Origin of the sequence: Polynucleobacter sp. JS-JIR-II-c23, assembly GCF_035011225.1 — a bacterium.
Classification (GTDB): Bacteria; Pseudomonadota; Gammaproteobacteria; order Burkholderiales; family Burkholderiaceae; genus Polynucleobacter.
The window spans coordinates 246664-272202 of the sequence record NZ_JAYGQT010000001.1 but is presented as its reverse complement, the minus strand read 5'-3'; the positions used below and the strand labels follow the sequence as shown (position 1 = coordinate 272202).

32 protein-coding genes and 1 tRNA gene are annotated in these 25539 nt (G+C 46.7%); 18 read left to right on the top strand and 15 right to left on the bottom strand.

The features are described 5' to 3' along the window. Nucleotide 1 precedes the first annotated feature (1 nt). The 9 genes from VC159_RS01560 (at nucleotide 2) to rapZ (ending at nucleotide 6449) form a co-directional block, all read left to right on the top strand. Entirely contained in the window at nucleotides 2-994 is a 993-nt protein-coding gene (locus VC159_RS01560; RefSeq protein ID WP_323472494.1) for a KpsF/GutQ family sugar-phosphate isomerase, read from the top strand. 28 nt (nucleotides 995-1022) lie between these two features. Further along, nucleotides 1023-1595 carry an HAD-IIIA family hydrolase gene (locus VC159_RS01555; protein ID WP_323472493.1) on the top strand — a complete coding sequence of 191 codons (573 nt, stop codon included), beginning with the start codon at nucleotides 1023-1025 and terminating at the stop codon, nucleotides 1593-1595. A 3-nt stretch (nucleotides 1596-1598) separates the two neighbouring features. After that, nucleotides 1599-2240, top strand: a complete 642-nt coding sequence (gene lptC / locus VC159_RS01550) for an LPS export ABC transporter periplasmic protein LptC (RefSeq protein WP_323472492.1) — start codon at nucleotides 1599-1601, stop codon at nucleotides 2238-2240. A gap of 10 nt (nucleotides 2241-2250) precedes the next feature. Continuing rightward, nucleotides 2251-2805 (top strand): lipopolysaccharide transport periplasmic protein LptA, encoded by a 555-nt coding sequence (lptA, locus tag VC159_RS01545; RefSeq protein ID WP_323472491.1) that lies wholly within the window; start codon nucleotides 2251-2253, stop codon nucleotides 2803-2805. Then, nucleotides 2802-3569: an LPS export ABC transporter ATP-binding protein gene (gene lptB, locus VC159_RS01540; protein WP_072582701.1), complete on the top strand. Its 768-nt coding sequence runs from the start codon at nucleotides 2802-2804 to the stop codon at nucleotides 3567-3569. Before lptA ends, lptB begins: the two co-directional genes overlap by 4 nt. Nucleotides 3570-3753: 184 nt before the next feature. Then, nucleotides 3754-4077, top strand: a complete 324-nt coding sequence (gene hpf / locus VC159_RS01535) for a ribosome hibernation-promoting factor, HPF/YfiA family (protein ID WP_012358449.1) — start codon at nucleotides 3754-3756, stop codon at nucleotides 4075-4077. A 33-nt stretch (nucleotides 4078-4110) separates the two neighbouring features. Next, entirely contained in the window at nucleotides 4111-4572 is a 462-nt protein-coding gene (locus VC159_RS01530; RefSeq protein ID WP_323472490.1) for a PTS sugar transporter subunit IIA, read from the top strand. Beyond that, a complete protein-coding gene (gene hprK / locus VC159_RS01525; RefSeq protein ID WP_323472489.1) occupies nucleotides 4569-5555 on the top strand; it encodes an HPr(Ser) kinase/phosphatase in 987 nt (328 codons plus the stop codon). Before VC159_RS01530 ends, hprK begins: the two co-directional genes overlap by 4 nt. A 3-nt stretch (nucleotides 5556-5558) precedes the next feature. Further along, nucleotides 5559-6449, top strand: a complete 891-nt coding sequence (gene rapZ / locus VC159_RS01520; RefSeq protein WP_215358674.1) for an RNase adapter RapZ — start codon at nucleotides 5559-5561, stop codon at nucleotides 6447-6449. Here the strand turns inward: rapZ and mutY are convergent. Further along, nucleotides 6394-7539 (bottom strand): A/G-specific adenine glycosylase, encoded by a 1146-nt coding sequence (gene mutY, locus VC159_RS01515; RefSeq protein WP_323472488.1) that lies wholly within the window; start codon nucleotides 7537-7539, stop codon nucleotides 6394-6396. The two genes, rapZ and mutY, sit on opposite strands and share 56 nt — an antisense overlap. Continuing rightward, the gene (gene mutM / locus VC159_RS01510) at nucleotides 7524-8360 is read right to left on the bottom strand and encodes a bifunctional DNA-formamidopyrimidine glycosylase/DNA-(apurinic or apyrimidinic site) lyase (protein WP_323472487.1); all 837 of its coding nucleotides are present in this window, start codon (nucleotides 8358-8360) and stop codon (nucleotides 7524-7526) included. The genes mutY and mutM overlap by 16 nt, the downstream gene beginning before the upstream one ends. A 35-nt stretch (nucleotides 8361-8395) precedes the next feature. Between mutM and VC159_RS01505 the strand changes: the two genes are divergently transcribed. From VC159_RS01505 to pth, 6 genes are all read left to right on the top strand, one after another. After that, the gene (locus VC159_RS01505; protein WP_323472486.1) at nucleotides 8396-9883 is read left to right on the top strand and encodes a lipoprotein insertase outer membrane protein LolB; all 1488 of its coding nucleotides are present in this window, start codon (nucleotides 8396-8398) and stop codon (nucleotides 9881-9883) included. An 11-nt stretch (nucleotides 9884-9894) separates the two neighbouring features. Next, a complete protein-coding gene (ispE, locus tag VC159_RS01500) occupies nucleotides 9895-10773 on the top strand; it encodes a 4-(cytidine 5'-diphospho)-2-C-methyl-D-erythritol kinase (protein WP_323472485.1) in 879 nt (292 codons plus the stop codon). A 5-nt stretch (nucleotides 10774-10778) separates the two neighbouring features. After that, a tRNA-Gln gene (locus VC159_RS01495) sits at nucleotides 10779-10855 on the top strand. A gap of 54 nt (nucleotides 10856-10909) precedes the next feature. Beyond that, the gene (locus VC159_RS01490) at nucleotides 10910-11875 is read left to right on the top strand and encodes a ribose-phosphate pyrophosphokinase (protein WP_216232561.1); all 966 of its coding nucleotides are present in this window, start codon (nucleotides 10910-10912) and stop codon (nucleotides 11873-11875) included. Nucleotides 11876-12011: 136 nt separating this feature from the next. Then, entirely contained in the window at nucleotides 12012-12656 is a 645-nt protein-coding gene (locus tag VC159_RS01485; RefSeq protein WP_323472484.1) for a 50S ribosomal protein L25/general stress protein Ctc, read from the top strand. Between the two features lie 111 nt (nucleotides 12657-12767). After that, entirely contained in the window at nucleotides 12768-13358 is a 591-nt protein-coding gene (gene pth / locus VC159_RS01480; protein ID WP_323472483.1) for an aminoacyl-tRNA hydrolase, read from the top strand. Here the strand turns inward: pth and VC159_RS01475 are convergent. The 5 genes from VC159_RS01475 to VC159_RS01455 are packed head-to-tail and all read right to left on the bottom strand — an operon-like array spanning nucleotide 13355 to nucleotide 17501. Next, a complete protein-coding gene (locus tag VC159_RS01475) occupies nucleotides 13355-13621 on the bottom strand; it encodes a YfhL family 4Fe-4S dicluster ferredoxin (RefSeq protein WP_072582689.1) in 267 nt (88 codons plus the stop codon). The two genes, pth and VC159_RS01475, sit on opposite strands and share 4 nt — an antisense overlap. Before the next feature lie 25 nt (nucleotides 13622-13646). Continuing rightward, entirely contained in the window at nucleotides 13647-14144 is a 498-nt protein-coding gene (gene coaD / locus VC159_RS01470) for a pantetheine-phosphate adenylyltransferase (RefSeq protein ID WP_072582688.1), read from the bottom strand. A 36-nt stretch (nucleotides 14145-14180) separates the two neighbouring features. Beyond that, complete coding sequence (rsmD, locus tag VC159_RS01465; protein ID WP_323472482.1) at nucleotides 14181-14753, bottom strand: 16S rRNA (guanine(966)-N(2))-methyltransferase RsmD; 573 nt, start codon at nucleotides 14751-14753, stop codon at nucleotides 14181-14183. Between the two features lie 46 nt (nucleotides 14754-14799). Beyond that, nucleotides 14800-16140: a pitrilysin family protein gene (locus tag VC159_RS01460; RefSeq protein ID WP_323472481.1), complete on the bottom strand. Its 1341-nt coding sequence runs from the start codon at nucleotides 16138-16140 to the stop codon at nucleotides 14800-14802. Beyond that, nucleotides 16137-17501, bottom strand: a complete 1365-nt coding sequence (locus VC159_RS01455) for a pitrilysin family protein (protein WP_323472480.1) — start codon at nucleotides 17499-17501, stop codon at nucleotides 16137-16139. Before VC159_RS01455 ends, VC159_RS01460 begins: the two co-directional genes overlap by 4 nt. 63 nt (nucleotides 17502-17564) lie before the next feature. Between VC159_RS01455 and ftsY the strand changes: the two genes are divergently transcribed. Beyond that, a complete protein-coding gene (gene ftsY, locus VC159_RS01450; protein WP_323472479.1) occupies nucleotides 17565-18455 on the top strand; it encodes a signal recognition particle-docking protein FtsY in 891 nt (296 codons plus the stop codon). A 104-nt stretch (nucleotides 18456-18559) separates the two neighbouring features. Next, nucleotides 18560-19483, top strand: coding sequence for an RNA polymerase sigma factor RpoH (rpoH, locus tag VC159_RS01445; protein WP_323472478.1), 924 nt, complete (start codon nucleotides 18560-18562; stop codon nucleotides 19481-19483). Nucleotides 19484-19524: 41 nt separating this feature from the next. Here the strand turns inward: rpoH and VC159_RS01440 are convergent, their stop codons facing one another. Genes VC159_RS01440 through VC159_RS01420 form a run of 5 tightly spaced genes read right to left on the bottom strand, consistent with a single transcriptional unit; the run spans nucleotide 19525 to nucleotide 23575 of the window. Next, nucleotides 19525-20109, bottom strand: a complete 585-nt coding sequence (locus tag VC159_RS01440) for an SCO family protein (RefSeq protein ID WP_323472477.1) — start codon at nucleotides 20107-20109, stop codon at nucleotides 19525-19527. Between the two features lie 7 nt (nucleotides 20110-20116). Next, nucleotides 20117-21010 carry a heme o synthase gene (gene cyoE, locus VC159_RS01435; RefSeq protein ID WP_323472476.1) on the bottom strand — a complete coding sequence of 298 codons (894 nt, stop codon included), beginning with the start codon at nucleotides 21008-21010 and terminating at the stop codon, nucleotides 20117-20119. A gap of 2 nt (nucleotides 21011-21012) precedes the next feature. Then, on the bottom strand, nucleotides 21013-22134 hold the full coding sequence (locus VC159_RS01430) for a COX15/CtaA family protein (RefSeq protein WP_323472475.1): 1122 nt from the start codon (nucleotides 22132-22134) through the stop codon (nucleotides 21013-21015). Beyond that, nucleotides 22134-22790: a hypothetical protein gene (locus VC159_RS01425; protein ID WP_323472474.1), complete on the bottom strand. Its 657-nt coding sequence runs from the start codon at nucleotides 22788-22790 to the stop codon at nucleotides 22134-22136. The genes VC159_RS01430 and VC159_RS01425 overlap by 1 nt, the downstream gene beginning before the upstream one ends. Then, on the bottom strand, nucleotides 22787-23575 hold the full coding sequence (locus tag VC159_RS01420; protein ID WP_323472473.1) for an SURF1 family protein: 789 nt from the start codon (nucleotides 23573-23575) through the stop codon (nucleotides 22787-22789). The genes VC159_RS01425 and VC159_RS01420 overlap by 4 nt, the downstream gene beginning before the upstream one ends. A gap of 14 nt (nucleotides 23576-23589) precedes the next feature. Here VC159_RS01420 and VC159_RS01415 point away from each other — a divergent pair, with 14 nt between their 5' ends. Further along, nucleotides 23590-23802 carry a twin transmembrane helix small protein gene (locus VC159_RS01415; RefSeq protein WP_215358690.1) on the top strand — a complete coding sequence of 71 codons (213 nt, stop codon included), beginning with the start codon at nucleotides 23590-23592 and terminating at the stop codon, nucleotides 23800-23802. A 66-nt stretch (nucleotides 23803-23868) separates the two neighbouring features. On the opposite strand, the gene VC159_RS01410 is transcribed toward VC159_RS01415, so the two are convergent. The 3 genes from VC159_RS01410 to VC159_RS01400 are packed head-to-tail and all read right to left on the bottom strand — an operon-like array spanning nucleotide 23869 to nucleotide 25528. Continuing rightward, nucleotides 23869-24723: a cytochrome c oxidase subunit 3 gene (locus tag VC159_RS01410; protein WP_323472472.1), complete on the bottom strand. Its 855-nt coding sequence runs from the start codon at nucleotides 24721-24723 to the stop codon at nucleotides 23869-23871. Nucleotides 24724-24752: 29 nt separating this feature from the next. Beyond that, complete coding sequence (locus tag VC159_RS01405) at nucleotides 24753-24926, bottom strand: DUF2970 domain-containing protein (RefSeq protein WP_083564235.1); 174 nt, start codon at nucleotides 24924-24926, stop codon at nucleotides 24753-24755. Nucleotides 24927-24943: 17 nt separating this feature from the next. Then, nucleotides 24944-25528, bottom strand: a complete 585-nt coding sequence (locus VC159_RS01400) for a cytochrome c oxidase assembly protein (protein ID WP_215360463.1) — start codon at nucleotides 25526-25528, stop codon at nucleotides 24944-24946. Between the last annotated feature and the right edge of the window lie 11 nt (nucleotides 25529-25539).

The following is a 25539-nucleotide window of genomic DNA, read 5'->3' as shown; positions in this document are numbered from 1 at the left end:
GATGATAGCTAAGACTCGTGAACGTACCCTAAAGCTTGCGCGCGACACCCTCACCATTGAGGCTGCTGCACTGCAAACCATGCGTGATCGCCTTGAAGGCGCGAATGCAGATGCCCTCGTCCTGGCGGTTGAGCTTTTACACGGCTGCAAAGGCAGAATCGTCGTTTCTGGAATCGGCAAATCGGGTCATATTGCCCGCAAAATTGCCGCTACTTTTGCTTCCACAGGTTCCCCTGCATTTTTTGTTCATCCCGCTGAAGCCAGCCACGGTGACTTAGGCATGGTTACTAGAGATGATGTTTTTGTTGCACTTTCTAATTCCGGCGAGACCGATGAGCTTTTGACTATCGTGCCAATCGTGAAACGCACTGGCGCAAAACTTATTGCCCTCACTGGCGCTCCAAATTCTTCTCTTGCCAAATTGGCAGATGCGCATCTTGATACCAGCGTTGAAAAAGAGGCTTGTCCTTTAAATCTGGCGCCCACAACCAGCACTACTGCTGCACTAGCTATGGGCGATGCACTAGCTGTTGCCTTACTAGATGCACGCGGCTTTGAAGCCGAAGACTTTATTCGCTCTCATCCTGGTGGCAGACTAGGTCGCAAGCAATTGATGCATGTCAGCGAAGTGATGCGCAGCCTTGCAGACACACCTAAGATCTCCATTGATGCATCGCTACAAGATGCCTTATTAGAGATGACCTCAAAACGCATGGGTATGGTGGTGATCCTAGATGCCAACAAAAAAGTATTTGGCATATTGACCGACGGTGACTTGCGTCGCCTTCTGGAAAAAACTACCGACCTTGGCGGCATCAAGCTCGAGAGCGCAACCACTGCTGATCCTCGCACTATTCCAGCGGAGCTTCTGGCTGAAGAGGCCATTGAGATGATGGAAAAACATCGCATCAATCATCTAGTGGTCACGGACAACCAAGGTCATTTATTGGGCGCATTAAATCTGCATGATTTATTTGCAGCCAAAGTCATTTAACTTCCATTAGCAATCGAGTTTCCCTTTCATGCCTAGCGCTTTCAATACTCACAAGACCAACCCTCTAACCCAATATCCACAAGCTTGGGAGCGCGCAGGCAGAGTGAAGCTTTTGGTTTTGGATGTTGATGGCGTGTTAACAAATGGACAAGTTTGGATTGGCTCTGACGGCAAAGAATCTTTAAAAGCCTTCGATATTCAAGATGGCTTAGGTATCAAATTATTAGAGCAATGCGGCATTCCGACTGCCATCATCACCGGTAGAAATTCCAAAATGGTTTTGGCGCGCTGCGAAGAGCTTGGCATTAAACATGTTCACATGGGTGTTGAAAATAAAGCCATTGCTTTGGAGGAAGTTATTAAATCCTTAGGACTGACTTCAGCCGATTGCGCTGTTATGGGTGACGATTGGCCAGACATGCAAATGATGAAAAATGCAGGCTTTCGAATTTGTCCGGCACAAGGTCACGAAGCTGTCCAAGAATTTTCCCACTTGGTGACGACACGCAATGGCGGTAATAGTGCGGTACGTGAAGTATGTGACCTGATTCTCAAAGCACAGAATCGCTATGAAGAATTACTCAACAAAGCTCTTAGCTAAGCAATGCAGTTAAAGCCTCAGCAAATTAAAGCTGGTATCGGTCGCACCCTGTTGCGCCTACTGCCCTTGATTTTGATGGGGGCACTCACGCTGGCCACTTTTTGGCTCGTCCAAAAAAACACCCCCCCAGAAAAGTCTCCCTTAGAGCGGGTGCGCCTACATGAGCCTGACTACACCATCAAAGATGGTGCACTGTCGGCCTTAAATGAATTGGGCAATACTAAATACCGAGTGTTGGGGGTCAAAGTCACTCACTATGATGACGATGCCTCTATTGATATCCTCACGCCGCGCATGCGCCTGTTCCAAGCTGAAAAAGCACCTGTAACAGTGAAATCGGATACCGGACATCTCGACGGCGATCTCACCATCCTCGATTTATACGATAACGCTAGCATCTTTCGCCCGGCTCAAGAGGCGACTGCATCACAGCCAGCTACTTTAAGAATGTTGGCCAGCTCAAGCTATTTTAAAGTGCTCATTAACGATGACATTATTGAAACCGATCGGCCAATTACCCTTGAGCAGGGCATGTCGATTATGAATTCCACTGAAGGTGGTGTATTTAACAACGTCGAACAAAGTATGGTGCTCAGCGGCCAAGTTAAAGGACGTATTGAACGCGCCCCACGGAGTCACCAATAAAATGGTGTCGATGAAAATCGTATCGGTTCGCCTTGCATTCCTGACCTTGGGGCTCTCCCTTGCATCCCTGTCGTTCGCGGAAAAAGCAGATCAAGATAAACCCGTCATTCTGGAAGCGGAAAAAGTTTCTGTAAACGACGTTAAGCAAATCTATGACCTCAATGGTCAGGTGCTATTGATCAAAGGCAGCATTATTGTGACTGGTGAGGATGGCCACATTGAAGTGGATCCTCAAGGTTATGAGTTTGTCGATGTCGTGGGCACTCCGGAAGCGGTTGCAAGCTTTAGACAACGTCGCGAGGGCCTTGCAGATGAGTTCATGCAAGGCCGTGGTGCCCAGGTTACCTATGATGCCAAGACTGAGTTTCTGACGTTGACAGGCGATGCCAGCTTGAAGCGCTTGCTCAATATGCAAATGCTCGATCAATTAAAGGGCTGGAAAATTGAGTACGATGATGTAAAGCAGTACTATCATGTCACGCCCCCTAAAGATGCAAAACCAGATGATCTGCCCTTAGCAAGAGCAATCCTTTCACCAAGACGAAAAGCAACCCTAGAGAAATGACAGCGGATTTAGCCCACATAGATAATGCGCCCACACTAAGCGCCCATAACCTACAAAAACGGTATGGCTCAAGAACCGTAGTTCGTGATGTATCCGTGCAAGTTAGATGCGGTGAAGTGGTAGGTCTACTCGGCCCAAATGGAGCAGGCAAAACAACTTCGTTCTACATGATTGTTGGACTAGTCCCACTCGATGGTGGAAATATCGTTTTAGATGGCGCAGATATTACGCATTTACCGATTCATGAACGCGCAAGAATGGGTCTCTCCTATTTGCCGCAAGAAGCCTCTGTATTTAGAAAGCTCAATGTCGCCGAAAATATTCAGGCAGTCTTAGAACTTCAGGCTCAAGGTGGTAAACCCCTTACTAAGGCTGAAATTGCCAACCGCCTAGATGAGCTCTTGGGCGAACTCCAAATCAGTCATCTGCGCAATAATCCAGCCCTTTCCCTGTCGGGTGGTGAACGTAGACGGGTGGAAATTGCGAGAGCGCTAGCTTCCCAGCCAAAATTCATCTTGCTAGATGAGCCCTTTGCTGGTGTTGACCCTATTGCCGTTGGGGAAATCCAGCGTATTGTGCGCTTCCTGCGGGACCGCCAAATTGGGGTGCTTATTACCGACCATAACGTCCGCGAAACCCTAGGTATCTGTGATCACGCTTACATCATCAGTGAAGGTAGCGTATTGGCCGAAGGCAAGCCTGATCAGATTATTCAGAACGATGCCGTGCGCAGAGTCTATCTGGGCGAAAACTTCAGGATGTAAGCCAGACAAGGCTTCCCGCTTTTAAAGTAATAAAAATTGCACTTCCCTCTTGGTTTTCGGCAAATTCGCTGATACGCTGGAGGCTCATGGTTTATTTTCCAAAAAAAACAGCACAAAAAATTTCAGGGGCTTGCTGCGTACCCCAGGCATGACTATGCGCACGCATCTATAAAAGGAGTCGCTAATGAATTTGAAAATTAATAGCCGTCACGTGGAAGTTACCCCTGCCATGCGCTCTCATCTTGAGGCGGGACTAGCCAAAATTCGTAAGCACTTCGATCACGTCATTGATGCGTCTGCCTTCCTGGTAGTAGATAAAGCCAAGGAGAAGGACCTACGTCAAAGCGCCGAGATCACCATTCACCTTAAGGGGAAAGATCTGTTCGCTGAAGCACACAATGCTGACCTCTATCACGCTATGGATGCAGTGGTTGATAAGTTAGAGCGTCAAGTTGTTAAACACAAAGAAAAGATCCAGGATCATCATCACGAAAAGCATTTTGAGTGATGAAGTTTGTCAGGACACCTATAATCAATTCACATGAATGCCCTGACCAATCTTTTTATTCCCGACTGCATTGCATTAGACGTCCCCGCCACAAGCAGGGCTGATGCATTTGCAGCCGCCGGAGAACTGTTTTCTAAACAAACAGGAATAACAGCTAACTCCGTTATAGAGTTCCTCAATGCTCGTGAAGATTTAGGCTCCACCGCCCTCGGTGCTGGCGTGGCCATCCCTCACGGTCGCGTGAAAGGCTTAAAGCAGCCGAGCGCAGCTTTTATGAGACTGCAAAATCCCATTGAGTTTGCAGCTCCGGATGGTGAAGCGGTGTCCATCTTGATCTTCTTGCTGGTACCTGAAAAAGCTACGCAACAACATTTAGAAATTTTGTCTTCGATTGCACAGTTACTGTCTGATGCCGATGTGCGCCAGACTTTATCGTCTACTGCAGACCCCTTAAAGGTTTGCGAACTCTTACAACACTGGGGTACAGCAAAATGACTCAGCCATTACTCCTAGAGGGAGTAACTGCTCAGCAGATTTTTGATGACAACGTTTCAGAATTAAAGCTGTCTTGGATTGGCGGTCTTGAGGGTGCCGACCGCACCTTCCCACCAGAAGCCGTAAAAATAGCTGCGGCCAGCTCCGACTTAGTAGGTCACTTAAACCTTATTCACCCAAGCCGTATTCAAATCTTCGGCGAGCAAGAGGTTGAATACCACGCAGATCTAGAGCCAAAACAAAGGCAAGAGCAAATTGCCAGCTTGATCTCCAAGATGCCTCCTTGTGTCATTGTGGCTGATGGTAAGAGCGCAGATCCAGACTTACAACTATTCTGCCAACGCTCCTCAACACCGCTATTCACCACCGCTATTTCTGCCGCGGAAGTCATTGATCATTTACGTACTTACTTAACCAAAATTGGTGCGCCTCAAATCACAATGCATGGTGTCTTCATGGACATTCTAGGCTTGGGTGTGCTCCTTACTGGCGAATCCGGCCTAGGTAAAAGTGAATTAGGTCTCGAGCTCATTTCTCGTGGACATGGATTAGTAGCCGATGATGCGGTTGACTTTGCACGTCTTGGGCCTGATTACATTGAGGGTCGATGCCCAGTCATCTTGCGCAACCTCCTTGAAGTACGCGGACTGGGATTGCTCGATATTCGGACAATCTTTGGTGAAACCGCAGTACGTCGTAAATTAAAACTACGCCTGATTGTTCAGCTTGTTCGCAGAACCGATGGCGAATTTGAGCGTTTACCCCTTGAAGCCCAGCATATCGACGTACTAGGCATCCCCATTCGTACGGTCAAAATTCAGGTAGCTGCAGGTCGCAACTTAGCCGTACTAGTTGAAGCTGCTGTACGAAATACCATTTTGCAATTGCGCGGCATAGATACCTTAAAAGAATTTATCGAGCGTCAACGCATTCAGATGAATGCGGAGTCAGAATCCTCAAAGTCCCAAGGACGCCTACTCTAAGCCATGCAGATTAATCTGATTACCGGAATCTCAGGCTCAGGTAAATCAGTAGCCCTGAGGGCTTTTGAAGATGCAGGCTATGACTGCGTTGACAATCTTCCTGTCTCACTTCTCGAAAACCTCATCTCCACACTTGAAAAAGAAAAGTGCGAGCAAGTTGCAGTCGCTATAGATGCTCGTCGCGGTCAATCTATTGCAAACTTGCCGTCCATTCTCGAGAATCTACGCAAAAATCATCAGGTCAGAGTGGTATTTCTAAATGCCGATACCAATACCTTGGTGCAACGCTTCTCAGAAACCCGTCGTCGTCACCCCTTATCTACTAATGGCAAACAATCTCAATCGGCAACTCTGATTGAGGCAATTGATAAAGAGCGTAATTTGCTCGAGCCCTTGCGTGCCCAAGCGCACAGCATCGATACGAGCAACCTACCCGCCCATGCATTGCGTTCCTGGATTCAGGATCTCCTCAAAGACAAGCCAGTAGGCCTTACGGTAGTGTTTGAATCATTTGGCTTTAAAAAGGGCGTGCCCAGCGAAGCGGACTTAGTTTTTGATGTGCGTTGTCTACCAAACCCCCACTATGACAAAGCGCTCAGACCACTTACCGGCAATGACAAGCCCGTTAAGGAATTTCTTGAAAAAATTCCAGAAGTCATGAGCATGGAATCAGATATCACCCAATTCATTAACAAGTGGTTGCCCCATTACATTGCTGATGGTCGCAGTTATTTAACGGTTGCTATTGGTTGTACTGGCGGCCAACATCGTTCTGTCTATCTCGTAGGCCGCCTGAGCGAACACTTCCGCGCCCAAAAAGACCTGATGGACTTGCAGCTTAATTTTTTAGATCGTCACCGCGAACTAGATTCAATCCCTGCAGCAAAAGCTTAATCGGCTGCGGCAGGCCATGGCGCCCTAGCTGAGCCAAGGGGACCCACTTCAGATCTGGATTTAAAAAGGCTAACTCCTTTGGAGCGCTTACCTGCCATATTTGCATCCACAAGCGTCTGTGCGTAAAGACATGCTTAATTTCTTCGGCTCGCTTTAATGATTTACAAGCTTTTGTAAGGGCTGCCAATTTTTCTTCGGGCAATGTAGCTGCAAACAATTCCTGTGGGCTTATCTCAACAACTTTTGCACGAGCTACCCTAGGGCTCCACGGCCCTTCAGGCAAAGACCACAGACCGCCCCAGATAGCTTTACTTGGGCGCTTTTGCAAGAGGATGGAGTTACCCGAACGCATCAACAACATATTGCAATCAAATTCTGGGGATTTGGTCTTCTTGGTTTTTTGTGGAAGCAAAAGGACTTGATCGCTTAAATTGGCTTGGCAGTCTTTTGCGAATGGGCATTTTTTTTCAGACCCCAAACACACTGGTTTGCGTGATGTGCACCAAGTGGCGCCAAAATCCATCAGCGCCTGGGTATATACCGGCATATCTGTAGACTTAATTGGTAGCAAATCGATTGCTAAATCCCATAAGCGATCGTTGATCCTCTTATCTTGTATCGCACCATCAATCGCAAATAGACGCGCCAGAACACGTTTCACATTGGCGTCCAAAATAGGAGCGCGCTCATGAAAAGCAAAAGCAGCAATCGCACCTGCAGTAGAGCGGCCGATACCTTTCAACTGCTCAAGTAAGGTAGGATCACTTGGAAACTTGCCGCCAAACTCTGTCATGACCTGCTTTGCACACGCGTGTAGATTTCTAGCGCGCGAGTAATACCCTAATCCCGCCCACTCGGCCAATACTTCATCGATATCAGCGGAAGCTAATTTTTTGACCGTAGGAAAGCGTTTCATAAAACGTGGGTAGCGCTCAAGGACTGTAGCAACTTGAGTTTGTTGCAACATGATTTCTGAAAGCCACACTGCATAAGGATCTCGATTGCCTTGCCAAGGCAAGCCTGAGCGCCCACTGATCGCATGCCAAGCAACAAGCTTTGATGCAAATGTGTTGATCAGCGTTTTTGACATTGAGTACAAAAATAAGTGGAGCGTTGACCCTGCACTATCTGACTAATAGGCGACTTACACACCTTACACGGCAAGCCTTTGCGATCATAGACCTTGGTTTGGACCATAAAGTGCCCAGGATCACCATCGCTATTTACAAAATCTTTCAAACTACTGCCGCCAGCTGCAATGGCTTTTTTCAGAATCAATCTCACCGCTTCAGCCAGGCGAGAGCATTGTGGACGTGTGAGTTTTCCTGCAGCTTTAGCTGGATGAATGCCAGCCTCAAACAAACTTTCAGAACAATAAATATTGCCAACACCGACAACCGCTTGCCCTGCCAAAAGAAACTGCTTCACAGCGACACTGCGCTTGCGGGATTTTTGATACAGAATGTCTGCTCCCAACTCACCCGCAAACTCCGGAGAAAATGGCTCAACGCCTAACTTTTGCAAAAGCGCAAATGTTTCAATGGGACCTTTTGATTTGGGATGCCATAAGACGGCGCCGAATTTTCGTGGGTCATGCAGACGCAAACTCAACTTACCAAACTCCAGCGTTACTCGATCATGAATCTTGAGAGGGTCTGAGCTTGGAAGGACACGCAAAGTTCCCGTCATCCCCAAATGAACCAGCAAATAGCCCGTATCCATTTCCAATAGAAGATACTTCCCACGCCTCTCAATGGCATGCACTGTTTGCCCAGGCAAGCTTTTAGAGAGGTTGGCGGGCACTGGCCAACGCAAGCGTCCATCAATAATCTTGACGGCGCTGACCTTGCGCCCCTTAAGATGGGGAGCGATTCCTAATCGGGTGACTTCTACTTCTGGAAGTTCTGGCATAAATGGATTGTAGATTCGCGGATTAGAATGTGCTTATGAGTAAATTCACAATGAAACCCCTATTAAAGGGTTTATTCTTGGCGGCCTTAGCTGGTGGAGTCATTTCATCAGCCCATGCCCAAACCCAGGCAAATGGATTGCAAACTGGCGAAGCGGTCTTTGAGGTACTCGCCTCCGAAATCGCCCTTCAACGGGGTGAGGCTGGCTTGGCTTACAACACCTATCTGGAGATGGCGCGCCAATACCAGGACCCCAGGCTTGCCCAAAGAGCGATGGAAATTGCGATTGCAGGCGGCTCCCCAGATTTAGCCATGCAAGCAGCGAAAACTTGGGATGAACTCTCTCCAGCCTCAGATACCAAACCTAAAGAAGTCCTGGTAACACTATTGATCTTAAGCAATCGTTGGTCTGATGCTATCAAGCCAGCAATTACTTTATTGCGCCAACAAACTCCCGCCCAACAAGAAAACACTCTTTTGCAATTGCAAGCATTGCTTGCTAAAGCGAAAGATGAGTCAGATGCTTTGCGCGCTTTTTATGAAATCGCATCTACTGTCAAGATTCCACCCAAAGATCCGGGCCTTCTTTATACCTATGCCATGTCTGCTGAAAAAGTAGGTCGCATGGATGTGATGGAAAAAACTTTGCGCGATATTTTGCGGAAGAACCCTAACGATGTAAATTCCCTGAATGCTCTTGGCTATTCTTTAGCCGACCGCAATATGAAGTTACCTGAGGCATATGCGCTCATCAGTAAAGCGCATCAACTATCTCCAAAAGATAGTTTTATTTTGGACAGCTTGGGCTGGGTGAATTTTCGTCTTGGTAAAAACGCCCTTGCGTTAGAGCAATTACAACAAGCCTTCGCTATGAAACCAGAAGCTGATATTGCTGGTCATACTGGTGAAGTATTGTGGGTCATGAATCGTCGCGCTGAAGCCGAAGATATATGGCGTCAGGGACAAAAATTAGACGCTAATAATCCAACCCTGAAAGAAACCTTACAACGCTTAAAGCCAGACTGGACAAGAGATGATCAATCCTCTAAGGGCTCATGGGATGGACGTTTTGCCGTCAAAGTCATTGGCCTAACCGAGTCACAAAACCAAGGCGGATCCGGTGGCTTCACCTTAACCCAAGAAGCTTTAAAAGATGTTTTAGAGATACGCAATCCTATGGGTGGATCGATTGCAAAAATTACGATTACGCCCGGTGAAGCCACTCTCGAAAGTGATGGCAAAGTAGTTACTGCAATTGATGCAGACACCTTGATGCAAAACACATTGGGCCTACCACTTCCTGCGCGCGGATTATCAAACTGGTTAAGAGGTGAAGTACGCCCAGGAAGTGAAGCAAGCGTTGATAGAAACGCGAAGGGCCAAGTGAACAAAATTAGCCAGGATGGCTGGGACTTGGTATACACATGGAGCAACGCCAATCGCCTCGAAAAACTCACCATGACACGCAGCTCGAATATCGGCTCGATTGATATTCGCCTCGTGTTTGACCGACCGAATGACTAAGCAAAATATCAATGGCGAAACTCGATTCTTTATCTCTTCGTTCGCCCGCTAAGCTCAATCTTTTTTTGCACATCGTCGGACGTAGAGCAGATGGCTATCACCTACTCCAATCCGTCTTTCAACTGATTGATTGGTGCGACACAATCCACTTAAAAAGAATTTCTGAAAATGAAGTGCGCCGCATTAATCCCATTCCCGGAGTTCCGCCCGAACAAGACTTAGTGGTTCGCGCAGCAAACTTACTTAAGGATTTTTGCAAGATTGAGGCTGGTGTTGAAATCCATCTTCACAAAGAAATTCCGATGGGTGCAGGCATGGGGGGTGGATCCTCTGACGCAGCAACTACATTGATTGGTCTAAACACCCTTTGGGATCTCAATCTCCCCAAAGAAACGCTTAGCACCCTAGGGCTTCAGCTCGGGGCCGACGTCCCCTTCTTCATTTTTGGTCAAAATGCCTTTGTTGAAGGCATCGGGGAGAAAATTCAAGGAATTCCCCTCCAAACCCCTGACTTTTTGGTGATATTTCCCAATCAGGGCATCGCAACCGTAAGCATTTTTCAAGACCCGGAATTGACCCGAGATCACGCTCAGATTACAATTGATGGCTTTCTTGCATCGCCATTGTTATATCAATCGAATGATTGTCAGGCTGTAGCGATGCGGATTTGCCCAGAAGTGAAGCAAGCTTTGGATTGGATTACCCAGGCAGTACCGGGCTCTCAGCCCCGAATGTCTGGTTCTGGAAGTAGCGTTTTTGCAGCCTTAGACTCTAAGACTGATACCGCAAAACTAGAAAATCTTCTGCAAAATCTTCCTGAAGGGTGGGTAGGTCGGGTTGTTCGGGGGCTAAATAAAAATCCCGCTTACAATTTGATTTCTTCAGATTGACCTGTAGGGGAATCGCCAAGCTGGTTAAGGCACTGGATTTTGATTCCAGCATGCGAAGGTTCGAATCCTTCTTCCCCTGCCAAGTACTGTAGAAACGATAAAGATAACCTTTTGACCCCACAAAACCCATAAGACTATGTCCTCCACAAACGCAGATTTATTGACTCTTTTCACAGGCAACGCAAATCCCGTTTTGGCTGAGGCTGTAGCCAAAGAACTCAAACTCCCAATGGGAAAAGCCTTTGTTGGCCGATTCTCTGATGGTGAGATTCAAGTAGAAATTCAAGAGAACGTCCGCGGCAAAAATGTCGTGGTGATCCAATCAACCTGCGCACCTACAAATGACAGCTTGATGGAACTCATGATCATGATTGATGCTCTGAAACGAGCATCTGCAAGCCGCATAACCGCAGTGATTCCTTACTTCGGTTATGCCCGTCAAGACCGCCGCCCTCGCTCTGCTCGCGTAGCTATTTCCGCTCGCATTGTGGCCAACATGCTTCAGTCAGTAGCTGGCATTGAGCGTGTTTTGACCATGGATCTGCATGCCGACCAAATTCAGGGTTTCTTCGATATCCCGGTAGACAACATTTATGCTTCCCCAGTCCTTTTGGCTGACTTAGAAGCGCAGAAAACTAAAAAAGATCTGATCATCGTGTCTCCAGACATTGGTGGTGTGGTTCGAGCCCGTGCAATGGCTAAGCAATTGGGCACTGATTTGGCGATTATTGATAAACGCCGTCCTAAAGCAAACGTATCCGAAGTAATGCACCTTATTGGCGAGGTAGAAGGTCGCCATTGCGTCATCATGGATGACATCATCGATACCGGCGGAACCCTCTGTAAAGCCGCTGAAGCGCTTAAAGAGCGTGGTGCTAAGGGCGTTACCGCCTACTGTACTCACGCCGTGCTCTCAGGCGGCGCTGTAGCTCGTATTGCTGCTTCTGAATTGGATGAGCTAGTTGTCACCGATACCATCCCCCTAACCGCAGAGGCAATGAAAGTATCCAAAATTCGCCAATTGACCGTAGCCCCGCTACTAGCTGAAACCCTTTCCCGCATTAGTAAAGGTGATTCAGTAATGTCTATGTTTGCTGAATAAGCCAAAAATCACCGCTTTACCCCGGTTTTTGGCAGTTTTAAGCCTTTTGTAGGCAAAAATATCCTTTCCCACGATATAATTGAAGGCTTTTCTGTTTGGTCGCGAACGGAAATTAACCTTAACTAGGAAATTCATCATGAAAGTAGTTGCCTTTGAAAGAAGCGTACAGGGAACGGGTGCGAGCCGCCGTCTGCGCAATTCCGGAAAAACTCCGGGAATCGTTTACGGCAGTAAAGATCCAGCCTTGGTCATCGAGTTAGACCACAACGCGTTGTTCCATGCTCTCCGCAAGGAAGCATTCCACTCATCCATTTTGGATTTGGAAATTAGCGGCAAGACACAAAAAGTGTTGTTGCGCGATTACCAAATGCATCCATTCAAGCCATTGGTATTGCACATTGACTTCCAGCGCGTATCTGCGACTGAGAAAGTTCATATGCGCGTTCCATTGCACTTCACTAATGCTGACACTTCAGCTGCTGTGAAATTGCAAGGTGCAGTAGTTAGCCACATCATGACTGAACTCGAAGTTTCTTGCTTACCAGCAGACTTGCCAGAGTTCATTGAAGTGGACTTGGCGAAGATTGAAGTTGGTCACGGTATTCACGCTAAAGACATCGCATTACCAAAAGGCGTTACTTTGGTATTGCATGTTGAGCAAGAAAACCCAGTGCTTGCAAACGCACGTGTCCCTGCAGCTAAATCTGCTGAGCCTACTGATGCGCCTGCTGCACCAGCAGCGGCAGCTCCTGCAGCTGAAGCACCAAAGGATAAAGCTTAATTATTTAGCTCAATCGCTTGTACAAGAAGGCCTGCGCAAGCGGGCCTTTTTTATTGCCCCAAGTTTTCATTCTTTTTTGGCGAAATGCTTTTATATCTTTAAACTCTCAGCATGACTAAATTAATTGTTGGCCTAGGCAATCCTGGAGATGAGCACGTAGAAGATCGGCACAATGCTGGCTTCTGGTTTGTTGACGCCCTGGCAAAAAAACTCAGCACTCGTTTTGAATCCGAAAAACGCTTTCATGGCAAAGTGGCTAAAGCTAAATGGGAAGGTGAAGATCTTTACTTACTAAAGCCCAGCACTTATATGAATCTCAGCGGTCAATCTGTAGGCGCGCTGTGCCGCTTTCACAAAATCACCCCTGCAGATATTTTGGTAGTCCAAGATGAGCTGGATTTAAAGCCTGGTACTGCACGACTGAAGTTAGGTGGTGGCACTGGCGGTCACAATGGCTTAAAAGATATCCAAGCGCATTTAAGTACCCCAGATTATTGGCGCTTACGCTTAGGTATTGGCCACCCCAGAGATGTGGCTGGTGATGGACGCCCTATGGATGTTGCAGATTATGTATTACGTAGACCTCAATTAGCCGAGCAAAAACTCATTGATGCCAGCATTGAAAATGGCCTACAAATTTTGCCACTCTTTTTGAAAGGCGATGCTCAAAACGCCATGATGGAGCTGCACTCCAAGGGTTAAGCTGTATTGGCTTTTTTGGCAGCAGTTAAAAGCGTGAACTTCATCATTAACTGTTCTTGAGTTTCGGTGTGCTCAGGATTAAATGGAATGCAGTCGACTGGACAGACCTGGCGACATTGGGGGGCATCATAGTGACCTACGCATTCAGTACATTTATCAGGATTGATTTCATAAATCTCCAGGCCCATGTAAATGGCATCATTCGGACACTCTGGCTCGCAGACATCGCAGTTGATGCATTCGTCCGTGATCATTAATGCCATGATTTACTCGCCAAATTTCATTTGGTCACTCTTTATTCTGAGTACCTGAAGCAATTTTCCTGACGAGCCATTTTTCCACTGATGGAAAAACAAACTTACTCACATCACCACCCATTGAAGCAATCTCACGTACGAAAGTGCCTGAGATAAATTGATACTGATCGGATGGGGTTAAGAACAGCGTTTCGACATCAGGAAGCAGGTAACGATTCATACCTGCCATTTGGAACTCGTATTCAAAATCGGATACGGCGCGCAAACCCCGTACGATCACGCGCGCTTGATGCTCGCGTGCAAAATCTTTTAATAAGCCAGTAAAGCCAACGACTTTTACATTCGGATAGTGGCCAAGCACTTCCTTAGCGATAGCAATGCGCTCTTCTAAATTGAAGAATGGACGTTTGCTGCGACTGTCGGCAACACCCACAATCAACTCCGTAAAAATGCTCGATGCGCGGCGAACCAAGTCCTCGTGACCACGAGTAAATGGATCAAATGTTCCAGGGTATACGGCAACTGTCATAACGTTCCTAAGGCTTTATCGGCTACAGGCAAGAGTTTAGCCTCTTCCACTCCGAAATAGACAAGCTTTTACCTGTCCAGCCTCTAAGTATTTTCCACAATGCCAGTCCGGTAGTAGGGCCTCTACCTCCTCGCGTGGACGACTAGAGGGAAATTCCACATAAATACCACCGCCTGCAGAGTCATCACACACCCTAGCTGCCTGGATAACGGCGCGATCTAATAAGCCCGAATCTTGGAATGGTGGATCAATAAAAATTAAGTTGCTGGAACGATCTGCCTGCTGCTTCAGAAACTCAAGACTATCTCGTTGCAAAATTTCTACCAGGCCAGCGGCTGGTGAAGACTGCAATAAGGCAAAATTGGCCGTTAAATTTGCGCAAGCTTTTTTTTCTTTCTCAAGCAATACTACCAATACAGCACCTCTTGATGCAGCCTCAAAACCCAAGGCACCGGTACCCGCAAAAAGGTCTAGGCATCGCAAACCTGTTAAATCTTGTCCCAGCCAATTAAATAGCGTTTCCCGAATACGATCAGTTGTAGGGCGTAGGCCGGGAAGATCCAAAACCGTTAGCAAACGGCTTCTCCAGTTGCCCCCAATAATCCGCACCTTCTTCGGCGGCTCAGTCTTTAGAGGCTTGTTTGCTTTATTGGACTTATTTATTTTTTGCTCCCAATACAACAATCTTCATACGATCCATTGCAAGATATTTTTGGAATGCGGTCTTGACCTGCTCCAAAGTAACTGCCTCAACTTGCTTGGTCCACACATCCATCGTATCAAGCGGTAAGTCATTCCATGCAATTGAAGAGACGTTATCCAACAACTTACGATTGTTATCAATCCGCAGCGGGTAACCATTCACTAAGTTTGCCTTAGCAGCCACAAGCTCAGATGGAGTTGGGCCATCAGCGATAAATTGAGCAGTGGTAGAACTCATCACCTCTAAAGCCAGCGCAGCCTGATCATTCTTAGTTTGTAGGCCCGCTTGAAAAATGCCATTCTCTTTTCCGGGGATAAAGTAACTAAACACGCTGTATGCCAAACCGCGCTTCTCGCGCACCTCAGCCATCAAGCGAGAGACGAAACCGCCGCCGCCTAAAACATAGTTACCAACCAGTAAGGGGAAGTAATCAGGGTTGTTACGAGCAACCGCCGTCATCCCCATAGCAATGTGGGCCTGCTGAGAGTCAAAAGGAATTTGAATTTCTCTTTGTGCCAGAGGCTCCACAGGAGAGCGCTCGAGTTCAGGCAACTTCGCAATAGGCTGACCTGAAGCAGGAATCTGCTTTAACAAAGCTTTGACAATTTCCTCCGCTTGAGCACGGTCAACATCGCCAACAATACTCACAATCATGCGATCACCGCGATAAAACAGCTTATGAAATTGAACCAAGTCATTCACGCTTACAGCTGCAACTGATTTCACTGTTGGCGAATCAGCTAGGGGATAGTTTCCATAAACTGATTTTTTAAAACGACGCTCGAGAACAAACTCGGGTTTTGTTTCCGCCTCAAGCAAACTTGTTATCGTTCTTTGTTTCTCACGCTCAACAATTTTTGAATCGTAAGTCGGCGCGCTCAACATAGCAGCAGCTAGTTGTACTGCTCTATCGCGCAAGTCTTTTCGACTCAAACTGCGAATGCGCAAGATTGCTCGCTCGCCGCTCACAGATAAGCCAATATTTGCTCCAAGATCAGCGATTTCATCAGCTATTTGAGCTTCAGTGAGAACCCCTTTTTCGCTCTTAACCCCATAATTCATCAGGCCTGCAACCATATCGGCTAGGCCACTTTTGCCAGCAGGGTCATAGCGATCGCCTGCATCAATGCTCACTTCAATGTCTACCATCGGCAACGCTTTGGTTTGTACTAAATATGCCTTGGCGCCCTTATAAGAATCTAACTTCTCGATCGGCAAGATGGCGTGCGCATTACCAAGCAAGCCAAAAGTAAAGAGGCAAACTGATATACCTTTAATGAAGAGATTCATCATTTGCCCTCCTTACCGGCAGCTTGACGCACCTGAGGATCTAATACCGCAATCGTGAGACCTTCATCAACTAGGTATTTCTTAGCAACAGCTTGAACTTGTGCGGGAGTAATGGATTGCATTTTTTCTAACATGTAATCGATGTCCTTCCAAGAAAATCCTGCCATCTCTGTGCTGCCAATTTCCATTGCTTGGCCAAAGATAGAATCCCGTTTATAGATTTGCTCAGACAGAATGCGCACCTTAATTCTCTTGAGCTCAGACTCCAGAATCCCTTTTTGCTTTAATTCGGCAAGCGCCTTCCGGATGCTTACCTGAGCCTGATCGACTGTTTTTCCTTTAGCCATCGTGGCGCTAATTAAGAATAGTTCTGGCCCACGAGAAATCATGTCGTAGCCAACACCCACATCATTCACTACTTTTTCCTGCTTAACGAGAGTGCGATTTAAGCGGGCATTGTCATAGCCATCCAGCACTGCTGTCAGAAGCTCTAAGGCATATGGCTCGGGGTCATCCAGCTTGCCAGACTCGAGACGGGGCACCTTCCAAGCCATGGTTAGTTGAGCGCTATCAGCTGGCGCCCTTACCTGAACCTGCTTAATACCTTTTTGAGGTGGCTCAATTTGTGGCTTACGCACTGGCAACTCATGAGCAACGGCAGCGCCGTAATACTTCTCCGCCATATTCAATACTTTTTTAGCATCCACATCACCGCTGATGACTACGGTTGCATTGTTTGGCTTATACCAACTGCGATACCAATCTCGCGCATCGGATGCCTTCATATTCTCTAAGTCATTCATCCAACCAATAACGGGGTGGCGATATGGAGAACTCATATAAGCAGTTGCCATTAATGATTCGTTGAGCAAACTACTTGGATTGTCTTCTGTTCGTAAGCGACGCTCTTCCATGATGACCTGAATTTCTTTTAAGAATTCTGCATCATCAAAATTGAGGTTAGACATCCGATCTGCTTCAAGCTTGATTACGTCTTCTAATTTTGATTTTTCAACTTGCTGAAAATAAGCGGTGTAATCGCGCGAGGTAAATGCATTTTCGCGCCCACCGACCGCGGCTACCAAGCGAGAAAATTCGCCTGCCTTTACTTTGTCAGTACCTTTAAACATCATGTGCTCAAGCACATGAGCCACTCCAGTCTTACCATTGACCTCATCCATGGAGCCAGCACGATACCAAGCCATATGAGCTACTGTTGGCGCACGATGATCTTCCCTGACAATCAATTTGAGGCCATTGCTCAACCGATACTCATGCGTATCCCCTGAATCAGGACCAGCAGCCCAAGTCAGCTGGCTAAATACGAAGAATAAAAAGGAAATTCGGAGTAAATTGGAAAGCATCTGCTAAATCACCATATCCCTAGAATTAAATTGATAAGATGCAAGGTTTAAATTGTATCGATTATGTTCGGCTTACGTAAAACCCTCGGATCCCTTTTCAAATCAAGCAAGATTGATGAATCTTGGTTTGAAACTTTGGAAGAATCACTCATTCAAAGTGATGTGGGTCTGCCTACGACCGAACAACTCATCACCAAACTACGTAAAGCAGCCAAATCCGAAAAGGCTTCTAGTCCAGAGGAGTTGCAGGCTCTTCTAATTCAAGAAGTCAGCGCCCTATTGACTGCTATTGAATCTTCACCAAACCCACTATTTACAAGTGATAAGCCTAACATCCCAGAGGTGTGGTTGGTTGTAGGGGTAAATGGAGCGGGCAAGACTACGACCATTGGCAAACTCTGCCGACTCTTTCAGTCTCAAGGTAAGTCAGTTCTTTTGGCTGCAGGCGATACCTTTAGAGCTGCGGCACGCAATCAGCTTCAGGAATGGGGTGGGCGCAATCAGGTTGACGTTATTACTCAAGAAGGTGGTGATGCAGCCGCCGTTGCTCACGACGCTATTCATGCTGCCATCTCTCGCAAGAACGATATTCTCATCATTGACACTGCGGGCCGTCTTGCCACCCAGGACAACCTCATGGAAGAGCTCAAGAAAGTAAAACGTGTCATTGGCAAAGCGCTTCCTGGGGCGCCTCACCACACCCTGCTTGTTTTGGATGGCAATACCGGGCAGAACGGCTTGAGCCAGGTAAAGGCATTCCATGCCGCTCTTGGCCTCACCGGAATCATCGTTACCAAGCTTGATGGCACCGCCAAGGGCGGCGTGATCTGCGCCTTAGCCCACACCCTACAAGACGACCCAAAACCCGCTGTTTTAGCCCTAGGCAAGGGTGAAGGGATTGAAGATTTAGCCCCCTTCACAGCGGGACAATATTCTTCCGAATTATTCAATTAAATCAATAGCTTATAGCGCATTAAAAGAACGTCAAAACCATTAGCACTCTCTTGACAAGAGTGCTAAAATAGACTTCTATTAACACCTCATATTTATAAGAAAAAATGGTTCAAAAGAAATCCGACAAACCGAATTTGCAAACGCTGCCAGTCGCGCAGACTGCGTCGGCGTCTGCATTTCCAATGCTGCCAACTCTTGGGGTTGGCACTCTCGACTCATACATTTCGTACGTTAATCGCGTACCAATGCTTAGTGCTGCAGAAGAATTACATCTTGCGCAGGAATTTCGTCGTACTGAAAATGTCGATGCCGCTAAAACTTTAGTACTCTCTCATTTACGCTTAGTAGTTTCTGTTGCTCGCCAATATCTTGGCTATGGAATCCCGCATGCCGACTTAATTCAAGAAGGCAATATTGGCTTGATGAAAGCCGTTAAACGCTATGACCCAAACAATGGTGCACGTTTAGTGTCGTATGCAATCCATTGGATCAAAGCAGAGATTCATGAGTACATTCTCAAGAATTGGCGCTTAGTAAAAACTGCAACTACTAAAGCACAACGCAAACTATTCTTTAACTTACGCAGCAATAAACCTACATTAAGTGCCCTTACTCCGAGCGAAGTTGAAGCCTTGGCCAAAGCACTTGATGTCAAAGGTTCTGATGTTAAAGAAATGGAAATGCGCCTTGCTGGTGGTGATGTCGCTCTAGAGGGCGATGACAGCGATGATGAATCTGCTTACGCCCCTATTCAATGGCTAGCGGATAACTCACAAGAGCCTACTGCTCGCATTGCCAGCGCTGAAGCAGATGCCTTGCAAGGCCCCAAACTAGATCAGGCACTCATGGCTTTAGATGAGCGTAGTCGCAATATTGTGCAATCTCGTTGGCTGGCTATGGATGCCGAAGGCAATGGCACTAAAACGTTACATGATCTTGCTAACGAATATGGCATCTCAGCAGAGCGTGTTCGCCAAATTGAAACGGCCGCTCTCAAAAAGATGCGTGGCCTGTTGCAAGCAGCTTAATCAATCAAGAAGTTTGCTGTCTGCAAATTTCTTTCATTCCCCTACTTCAGCAGTTCCTTCAAATCATGCGCCAAGGTCTCTGGACCTTGAGCGTGCTTGATATACAAACGTAGATGACCCTCAGGATCAAATGCATAGCTACCCGCTGTGTGATCCATGGTGTAAGAGCCTGGCTTAGATCCTGGAACCTTCTTGTAATAAATCTTGAAGTCTTTTGTCACTTTCTCCAAAGCCGCCTCATCTGCCGGACGCAAACCCAAGAAACGAGGATCAAACGCAGGGACGTACTGCTTGAGAATCTCTGCAGTATCGCGCTCAGGATCTACGGTGACAAAAAGTACCTGTACCTTATCGGACTGAGGCCCCAAGAGCGTCATGACTTGCTGCATTTCAGTTAAGGTTGTTGGGCAAATATCAGGGCACTGGGTATAACCAAAAAACATCACTACTACTTTGCCCTTAAAGTCTGCCAAGGTTCTGACCTTGCCATCAGGATCCACCAAACTAAAGTCTTTGCCAAAAGCAGTGCTGCCAGTGATATCAATATTTTTAAACTCTGGTTTTGGGCTGCAAGCAGTCAATAGGAAACAAAGAATTGCTAAAAAGCAAATGCGCAAAAAATTCATATGACTCTCAGAGGAAATAATGGTCTATCAAAAGCGCCGCAAAGAGTAGCGAAAGATAGGTAATAGAAAAACGGAAGGTCTTTTTGGCTAAAGCATCGCTATAGGAAATAAATAAGGCAATGACATAGGCCAGGAACATTAATCCCAGGATGATTGCCGATACTAAATACACCATACCGCTCATGCCATAGATATAAGGCAGCATCGTAGCTGCAATCAATATGAGGGTATAGAGAACGATATTCAGAAGTGTGAAACGCTCGCCATGGGTCACTGGCAGCATTGGTAAACCCGATTGAACATAGTCATCGCGACGATACAAAGCGAGTGCCCAGAAATGTGGAGGGGTCCACACAAAAATAATCAGAACCAAAAGCCAAGCTTCTGCAGAAAGGGTGTTAGTCACTGCAGCCCAGCCCAAAGCCGGCGGCATCGCACCGGATAAACCGCCAATCACAATATTCTGCGGCGTGGCAGGCTTTAGTAGCCAGGTATAGATCACTGCATAACCAACGAAGGTAGCAAGGGTAAGCCACATCGTTAATGGGTTACAAAAATTCCACAAAATAATCATTCCGAGTGAACCCAGAACAATTGAGAAAATAATGATGTGAAAAGGTGCGACTTCGCCGGTGGCTGATGGACGCCAAGCAGTACGCTTCATCTTGGCATCAACAGCTTGCTCAATCAAACAGTTCACTGCAAATGCAGCGCCAGCTAAAAGCCAGATACCAACAATGCCGCCAAAGAGCACTGGATACGGAACCATGCCAGGCGTCGCTAAGAACATGCCAATTACTGCACAAAAAACGGCGAGCTGAGTCACTCTGGGTTTAGTTAAAACCCAATATTGACGCCAACGTGGCATAGCCACTGGTGCGCTTGTTTTAGAGTCGCTCATATTTATGCCATCTTCTTTTGAATGAAAGGCTTCCAAGAAGCCCAATAACTCATTCTGACCAAACAGAATACCAAAGCCGCAGAGCCGGCAGTGTGTAATAAAGCCGCCAATAACGGCCACTGAAACACTACATTAGAAATACCAGTGATGACTTGCAATAAAAGCACTCCTAGCAATAGCTTGGCCACTTGACTAAGGCCTGATAGAACTGGGGTTGCCAGCGCAAGAGCACTCCAGCCCAGAGTACCAAGCACGACCAATACCAGCATGGCAAAAAGGCGATGCGCCCAGTGGATTGTTTGCAAGGCCGCAGGAGAGATAAATTCTCCTTGCGCATTAAGGCCTAACTGACGCCAAAGAGTAAAGCCCTCACTCCAATTGGTCTCAGGCCAAGCACCTCCCAAACACATCGGGAAATCAGGACAGGCTAGTACTGCGTAATTAGTACTCACCCATGCGCCCAGGAAAACCTGGATGAATAAAACTATAAAAGAAAGGGTGAGAAGTTGCGCAGAAAGCGGCCGTACCCGAATAGTACGAATAGCAGAGGACTTGCTCTCCCATGACTGCTGCGCATACGCCGTTAAGCAAGCCAACAAGACTAAGGCCAACATCAGGTGTGTTGTAACAATGATTGGCTGCAATTTCAGGGTGACAGTCCAAGCACCAAAGGCGCCTTGAATGCAGACCAATAAGAGCAAGCCCAAGCTGCCGAGCAAAGGATTTTTTCCTAAGGACTTCAGTTTAGAAAATGCAATAGCCACTTGTACCAAAATCAATGTACCTACTGTCATGGCTAAGTAGCGATGAATCATTTCGATCCAAGCCTTAATGACCGTCACAGGCCCAGTAGGCAGGGCGCTCTCGGCCTGTTGAATATCACCAAGCGCATGAAAAGGATTGGAGGTACCGTAACATCCAGGCCAATCTGGACAACCCAGCCCAGAGTCAGTGAGGCGTGTAAATGCGCCAAATACAATTAGATCAAAAGTCATGAAGACCAAGACCCAATTGAGTTTTTGCAACAAGCTATAGCCAGGCTTTTTCCAAATGAAGAAGAGCGGTAGGCCAGCAAAAATAATAGCGATGGCTGCCAGCTCCAGAAATAAAACGAAACTGGGCATTACAAATTCTCGCCCTTGTGATTTAACTTCAGAAGCTTTTCCAAGTCTTTCTTCATGCTAGAAAATTCTTTAGGAGAATTTGTCACTGGGAAATACATCATCTTGGCAGGACTTGGATCAATCAACTGAATTTCCTGTCCTACACCTTCTTTATTTAACCAAGTCTCAAAGTCAGCCCTTTGCTTTGGGTCGGAGGGTAATGTAAGCACCTTAAGTCCCGCCGTCTTTTCGTCATAAATCTTGAGGACTTCAGGGTCAACAGGTTTGCCATCGGTATTCACCCAGATCAACTGCAAGCGTTCGCTTTCTCTACCCATGGCAACTTTGGTTTGGCGCATCAGAAATAAAGCCTCAATGCATTGCTTATCTTGGATGTGACATTCGCCAGCTGGGCGAGCGACTAAGAGAGTCCACTTACCCTGGAGAGGAGTATCAAGCCACGTCGCATTGAACTCTTGCGCTGGATATACAAGCGTTCCAAAATTGGTTTTTCCACCCTCAGGCTTGATAACGTAATAAGCAAAGTAAGAGGCAAGAACTGGGGAGGCGCAGGCTAGCAATAGCAACAACATCTGAATGCGGCCACGACGCGTACGCGCATTAATAGCAGATGCATCTATCTGTGAAGCCGGAATTAATAACTCTTTATCACTCACTCTTGATCCCCATTCGCTAATTCCTGTCGTTTATATTGCCGCAGGCCATTTAGTAACCAAAATAAAAATCCAGCAAGAGCCAAGGCAAACCACTGGAATGCATAAGCATAATGGCGATCGACTCCGCTTGTCAGGGGTGCCCAATCGCGGATTAAGCCATCCACCGCACCAACCTCAAGCTCACGCAAGATAAAGGGCGCTTGGCTCCAACCATGCAGCTTGCCTTCAGCCGTTAAATCAAAATTTTGCTCAATTCTTGGCTTGTTGATATCAGTAGAAATCTTGCTACTACCCAGCTCATAGACTTTCCCCGGATGAGCAAATACGATACCTTCAATATTGACTACCTTGTTTGGAGTTTGCACTGGCGGCAGCGTTTCACGATTTTCATTGTTACGCGGTGCCCAACCTCGATTGACCCAAAGGACCTCATGCCTCCCCTCAAGCATCAAAGGCATCATCAGGTAAAAGCCGGACTGTGCAGTAGCGCTACCAACAGAAGGAATGGGTCTTGGCCTGTTATCCAGCCAAACTGCTGCCTCAGGAACATATCGCCCACGAGCAATCATACGGCGCTCACTAGCCTCTTCCAAAGTCCATGGTGTTGCATTGGCACTTAAGATGGGCATTTGTTGGCGGGCCTGTAAATTCGCTGCCAAGGCAATTTTGGTATTAGCCCTGCTCAGTTGCCAGACCCCAGCACCACAGCCGATCGCAATCACCAGCAAGGCTGATAAAGTAGCGACTATGCGCTTGGCAACGAGGGCAAAAAACAGCTTATTCAATTGAGGGATTTGAGATGAAGTGGATTATTCCTATTGTCCTACTAATGATTGTTTTTAGCTTAGGATCGGCTTTGTATTACATGATGAAAGATAGGGGAAATAGTTCCCGAATGGTTCATTCGTTGATGCTGCGCATTGGATTATCGGTCGCACTATTTTTAGGCATCCTCCTGGCCCATTACTTTGGCCTCATTGAGGCTACCGGCATCAAGGTTGGAACTAATTAATCGTTAACGCACAAAACAAGAGCACTAAAACAAATCGGGGCTTTTAAGCCCCGATTTTTATTCAACTTACATCCAGTAAACAGCGATGTACAGGCCAAGCCAGACTACGTCAACGAAGTGCCAGTACCAAGCAGCACCTTCAAAAGCGAAGTGATGTTTAGCAGTAAAGTCGCCACGAATCATACGGCGCAATACGATCGCCAGCATGGTGCCGCCAAGGAAAACGTGGAAACCATGGAAACCAGTCAACATAAAGAATGTGGAACCGTAGATACCTGATGTGAGCTTCAAATTGAGCTCATGGTAAGCATGGTAGTACTCAAAAACCTGGAAGCACAAGAAGATGAAACCCAGACCAACAGTTGCAGCCAAGCCAATAATGGCCTTCTTCATGTGGTTCGCTACCAATGCATGGTGAGCAATAGTAATCGTCACGCCAGAGCTCAACAACAACAATGTATTGATGGTTGGAATCGGCCATGGACCCATAGTGGTGAATTTCTCAACCAATCCAGCAGGACCATCGTTTGGCCAGACAGCCTGGAAATTAGGCCAAAGTAATTTGCTTGTAACATCACCCATCCAAGGCATTGCAATATTGCGTGCGTAAAAGAGGGCTGCAAAGAATGCTCCGAAGAACATAATTTCTGAGAAGATGAACCAAGCCATTGACCAGCGATAAGAAATGTCAACGTTGACACCATTCTTGCCAGCATTAGATTCAGCAATCGTATCGCCAAACCAGTGGTAGAGCACAAACAGAACCCATGCCACACCAACTAAGCTCAGAGCACCGCCCCAAGAAGTGTGATTTACCCAGCCAGACATACCAGCGCCAAATGCAATTAAGCCGGCAGCAGCCATGGCAGGATGCCTAGATAGTCCAGGGACGAAATAGTATGGGGTTGAATTGGATGACATCTTATTCTCTCTATTCAATCAAAAAATAATCAATGGGACACAACTGCTTTCACTATCAACAGGAGGACACCCATAAAAATCAAGGCGCCAACAACACCTGCAATGATAATGTGAACAAAACTGAGTGAAGCTACATCTTCCTGCAAACCTGATTGTTTACGCACGCCCAAGAAGCCCCACATCACGGCCTTCATAGACTGCATAAAACTACTTTTTTTCTTCACGACACCACCTTTGACTTTGGAGCAGGTGGTGTACCACCCATACCCAACTCAAAGAAGGTATACGACAAAGTAATGGTTTTCACATCGTCCGGTAAACCCGCATCGATCACAAAAACTACCGGCATCTTTTTAGTTTCATTTGCCGCTAGTGTCTGCTCCTGAAAACAAAAACACTCTAACTTTGTAAAAAATTCTGTTGCGCTTTTAGGCGCATAACTTGGTATTGCCTGTGCTCGCACTTGGCGATTCTGATTATTAGTGACCTCATAAACAATCTCAGTCATTTCACCAGGATGCACTTCTAAAAAATTCTTTACCGGCTTAAAAGTAAACGGGCCTCGGCTATTAGAGTCAAACTCAATCGTCACCGTACGTGCATAGTTAACTTGGGTATTGCCAACCCTATTTGGGCTGAAAGCTCTGACACCATAGTCATTTTTGCTTGTTACAACATTAATCCCGGTAACCTCACACAAGGCTTTATACATTGGGACTAGTGCGTAACCAAATCCAAACATCATTACCGCTGCAATTAAGAGCTTTAATAAAATTTGGCGATTCAGTGATTGAGTTGAAACCATTGTCATCGCGG

Bases quoted from the DNA above. Each gene is read 5' to 3' on its own strand.
- VC159_RS01560 (WP_323472494.1), top strand. From the start codon at position 2: ATGATAGCTAAGACTCGTGAACGTACCCTAAAGCTTGCGCGCGACACC.
- VC159_RS01555 (WP_323472493.1), top strand. From the start codon at position 1,023: ATGCCTAGCGCTTTCAATACTCACAAGACCAACCCTCTAACCCAATAT.
- lptC (WP_323472492.1), top strand. From the start codon at position 1,599: ATGCAGTTAAAGCCTCAGCAAATTAAAGCTGGTATCGGTCGCACCCTG.
- lptA (WP_323472491.1), top strand. From the start codon at position 2,251: ATGAAAATCGTATCGGTTCGCCTTGCATTCCTGACCTTGGGGCTCTCC.
- lptB (WP_072582701.1), top strand. From the start codon at position 2,802: ATGACAGCGGATTTAGCCCACATAGATAATGCGCCCACACTAAGCGCC.
- hpf (WP_012358449.1), top strand. From the start codon at position 3,754: ATGAATTTGAAAATTAATAGCCGTCACGTGGAAGTTACCCCTGCCATG.
- VC159_RS01530 (WP_323472490.1), top strand. From the start codon at position 4,111: ATGAATGCCCTGACCAATCTTTTTATTCCCGACTGCATTGCATTAGAC.
- hprK (WP_323472489.1), top strand. From the start codon at position 4,569: ATGACTCAGCCATTACTCCTAGAGGGAGTAACTGCTCAGCAGATTTTT.
- rapZ (WP_215358674.1), top strand. From the start codon at position 5,559: ATGCAGATTAATCTGATTACCGGAATCTCAGGCTCAGGTAAATCAGTA.
- mutY (WP_323472488.1), bottom strand. From the start codon at position 7,539: ATGTCAAAAACGCTGATCAACACATTTGCATCAAAGCTTGTTGCTTGG.
- mutM (WP_323472487.1), bottom strand. From the start codon at position 8,360: ATGCCAGAACTTCCAGAAGTAGAAGTCACCCGATTAGGAATCGCTCCC.
- VC159_RS01505 (WP_323472486.1), top strand. From the start codon at position 8,396: ATGAGTAAATTCACAATGAAACCCCTATTAAAGGGTTTATTCTTGGCG.
- ispE (WP_323472485.1), top strand. From the start codon at position 9,895: ATGGCGAAACTCGATTCTTTATCTCTTCGTTCGCCCGCTAAGCTCAAT.
- VC159_RS01490 (WP_216232561.1), top strand. From the start codon at position 10,910: ATGTCCTCCACAAACGCAGATTTATTGACTCTTTTCACAGGCAACGCA.
- VC159_RS01485 (WP_323472484.1), top strand. From the start codon at position 12,012: ATGAAAGTAGTTGCCTTTGAAAGAAGCGTACAGGGAACGGGTGCGAGC.
- pth (WP_323472483.1), top strand. From the start codon at position 12,768: ATGACTAAATTAATTGTTGGCCTAGGCAATCCTGGAGATGAGCACGTA.
- VC159_RS01475 (WP_072582689.1), bottom strand. From the start codon at position 13,621: ATGGCATTAATGATCACGGACGAATGCATCAACTGCGATGTCTGCGAG.
- coaD (WP_072582688.1), bottom strand. From the start codon at position 14,144: ATGACAGTTGCCGTATACCCTGGAACATTTGATCCATTTACTCGTGGT.
- VC159_RS01460 (WP_323472481.1), bottom strand. From the start codon at position 16,140: ATGATGAATCTCTTCATTAAAGGTATATCAGTTTGCCTCTTTACTTTT.
- VC159_RS01455 (WP_323472480.1), bottom strand. From the start codon at position 17,501: ATGCTTTCCAATTTACTCCGAATTTCCTTTTTATTCTTCGTATTTAGC.
- ftsY (WP_323472479.1), top strand. From the start codon at position 17,565: ATGTTCGGCTTACGTAAAACCCTCGGATCCCTTTTCAAATCAAGCAAG.
- rpoH (WP_323472478.1), top strand. From the start codon at position 18,560: ATGGTTCAAAAGAAATCCGACAAACCGAATTTGCAAACGCTGCCAGTC.
- VC159_RS01440 (WP_323472477.1), bottom strand. From the start codon at position 20,109: ATGAATTTTTTGCGCATTTGCTTTTTAGCAATTCTTTGTTTCCTATTG.
- cyoE (WP_323472476.1), bottom strand. From the start codon at position 21,010: ATGAGCGACTCTAAAACAAGCGCACCAGTGGCTATGCCACGTTGGCGT.
- VC159_RS01430 (WP_323472475.1), bottom strand. From the start codon at position 22,134: ATGCCCAGTTTCGTTTTATTTCTGGAGCTGGCAGCCATCGCTATTATT.
- VC159_RS01415 (WP_215358690.1), top strand. From the start codon at position 23,590: ATGAAGTGGATTATTCCTATTGTCCTACTAATGATTGTTTTTAGCTTA.
- VC159_RS01410 (WP_323472472.1), bottom strand. From the start codon at position 24,723: ATGTCATCCAATTCAACCCCATACTATTTCGTCCCTGGACTATCTAGG.
- VC159_RS01405 (WP_083564235.1), bottom strand. From the start codon at position 24,926: ATGCAGTCTATGAAGGCCGTGATGTGGGGCTTCTTGGGCGTGCGTAAA.
- VC159_RS01400 (WP_215360463.1), bottom strand. From the start codon at position 25,528: ATGGTTTCAACTCAATCACTGAATCGCCAAATTTTATTAAAGCTCTTA.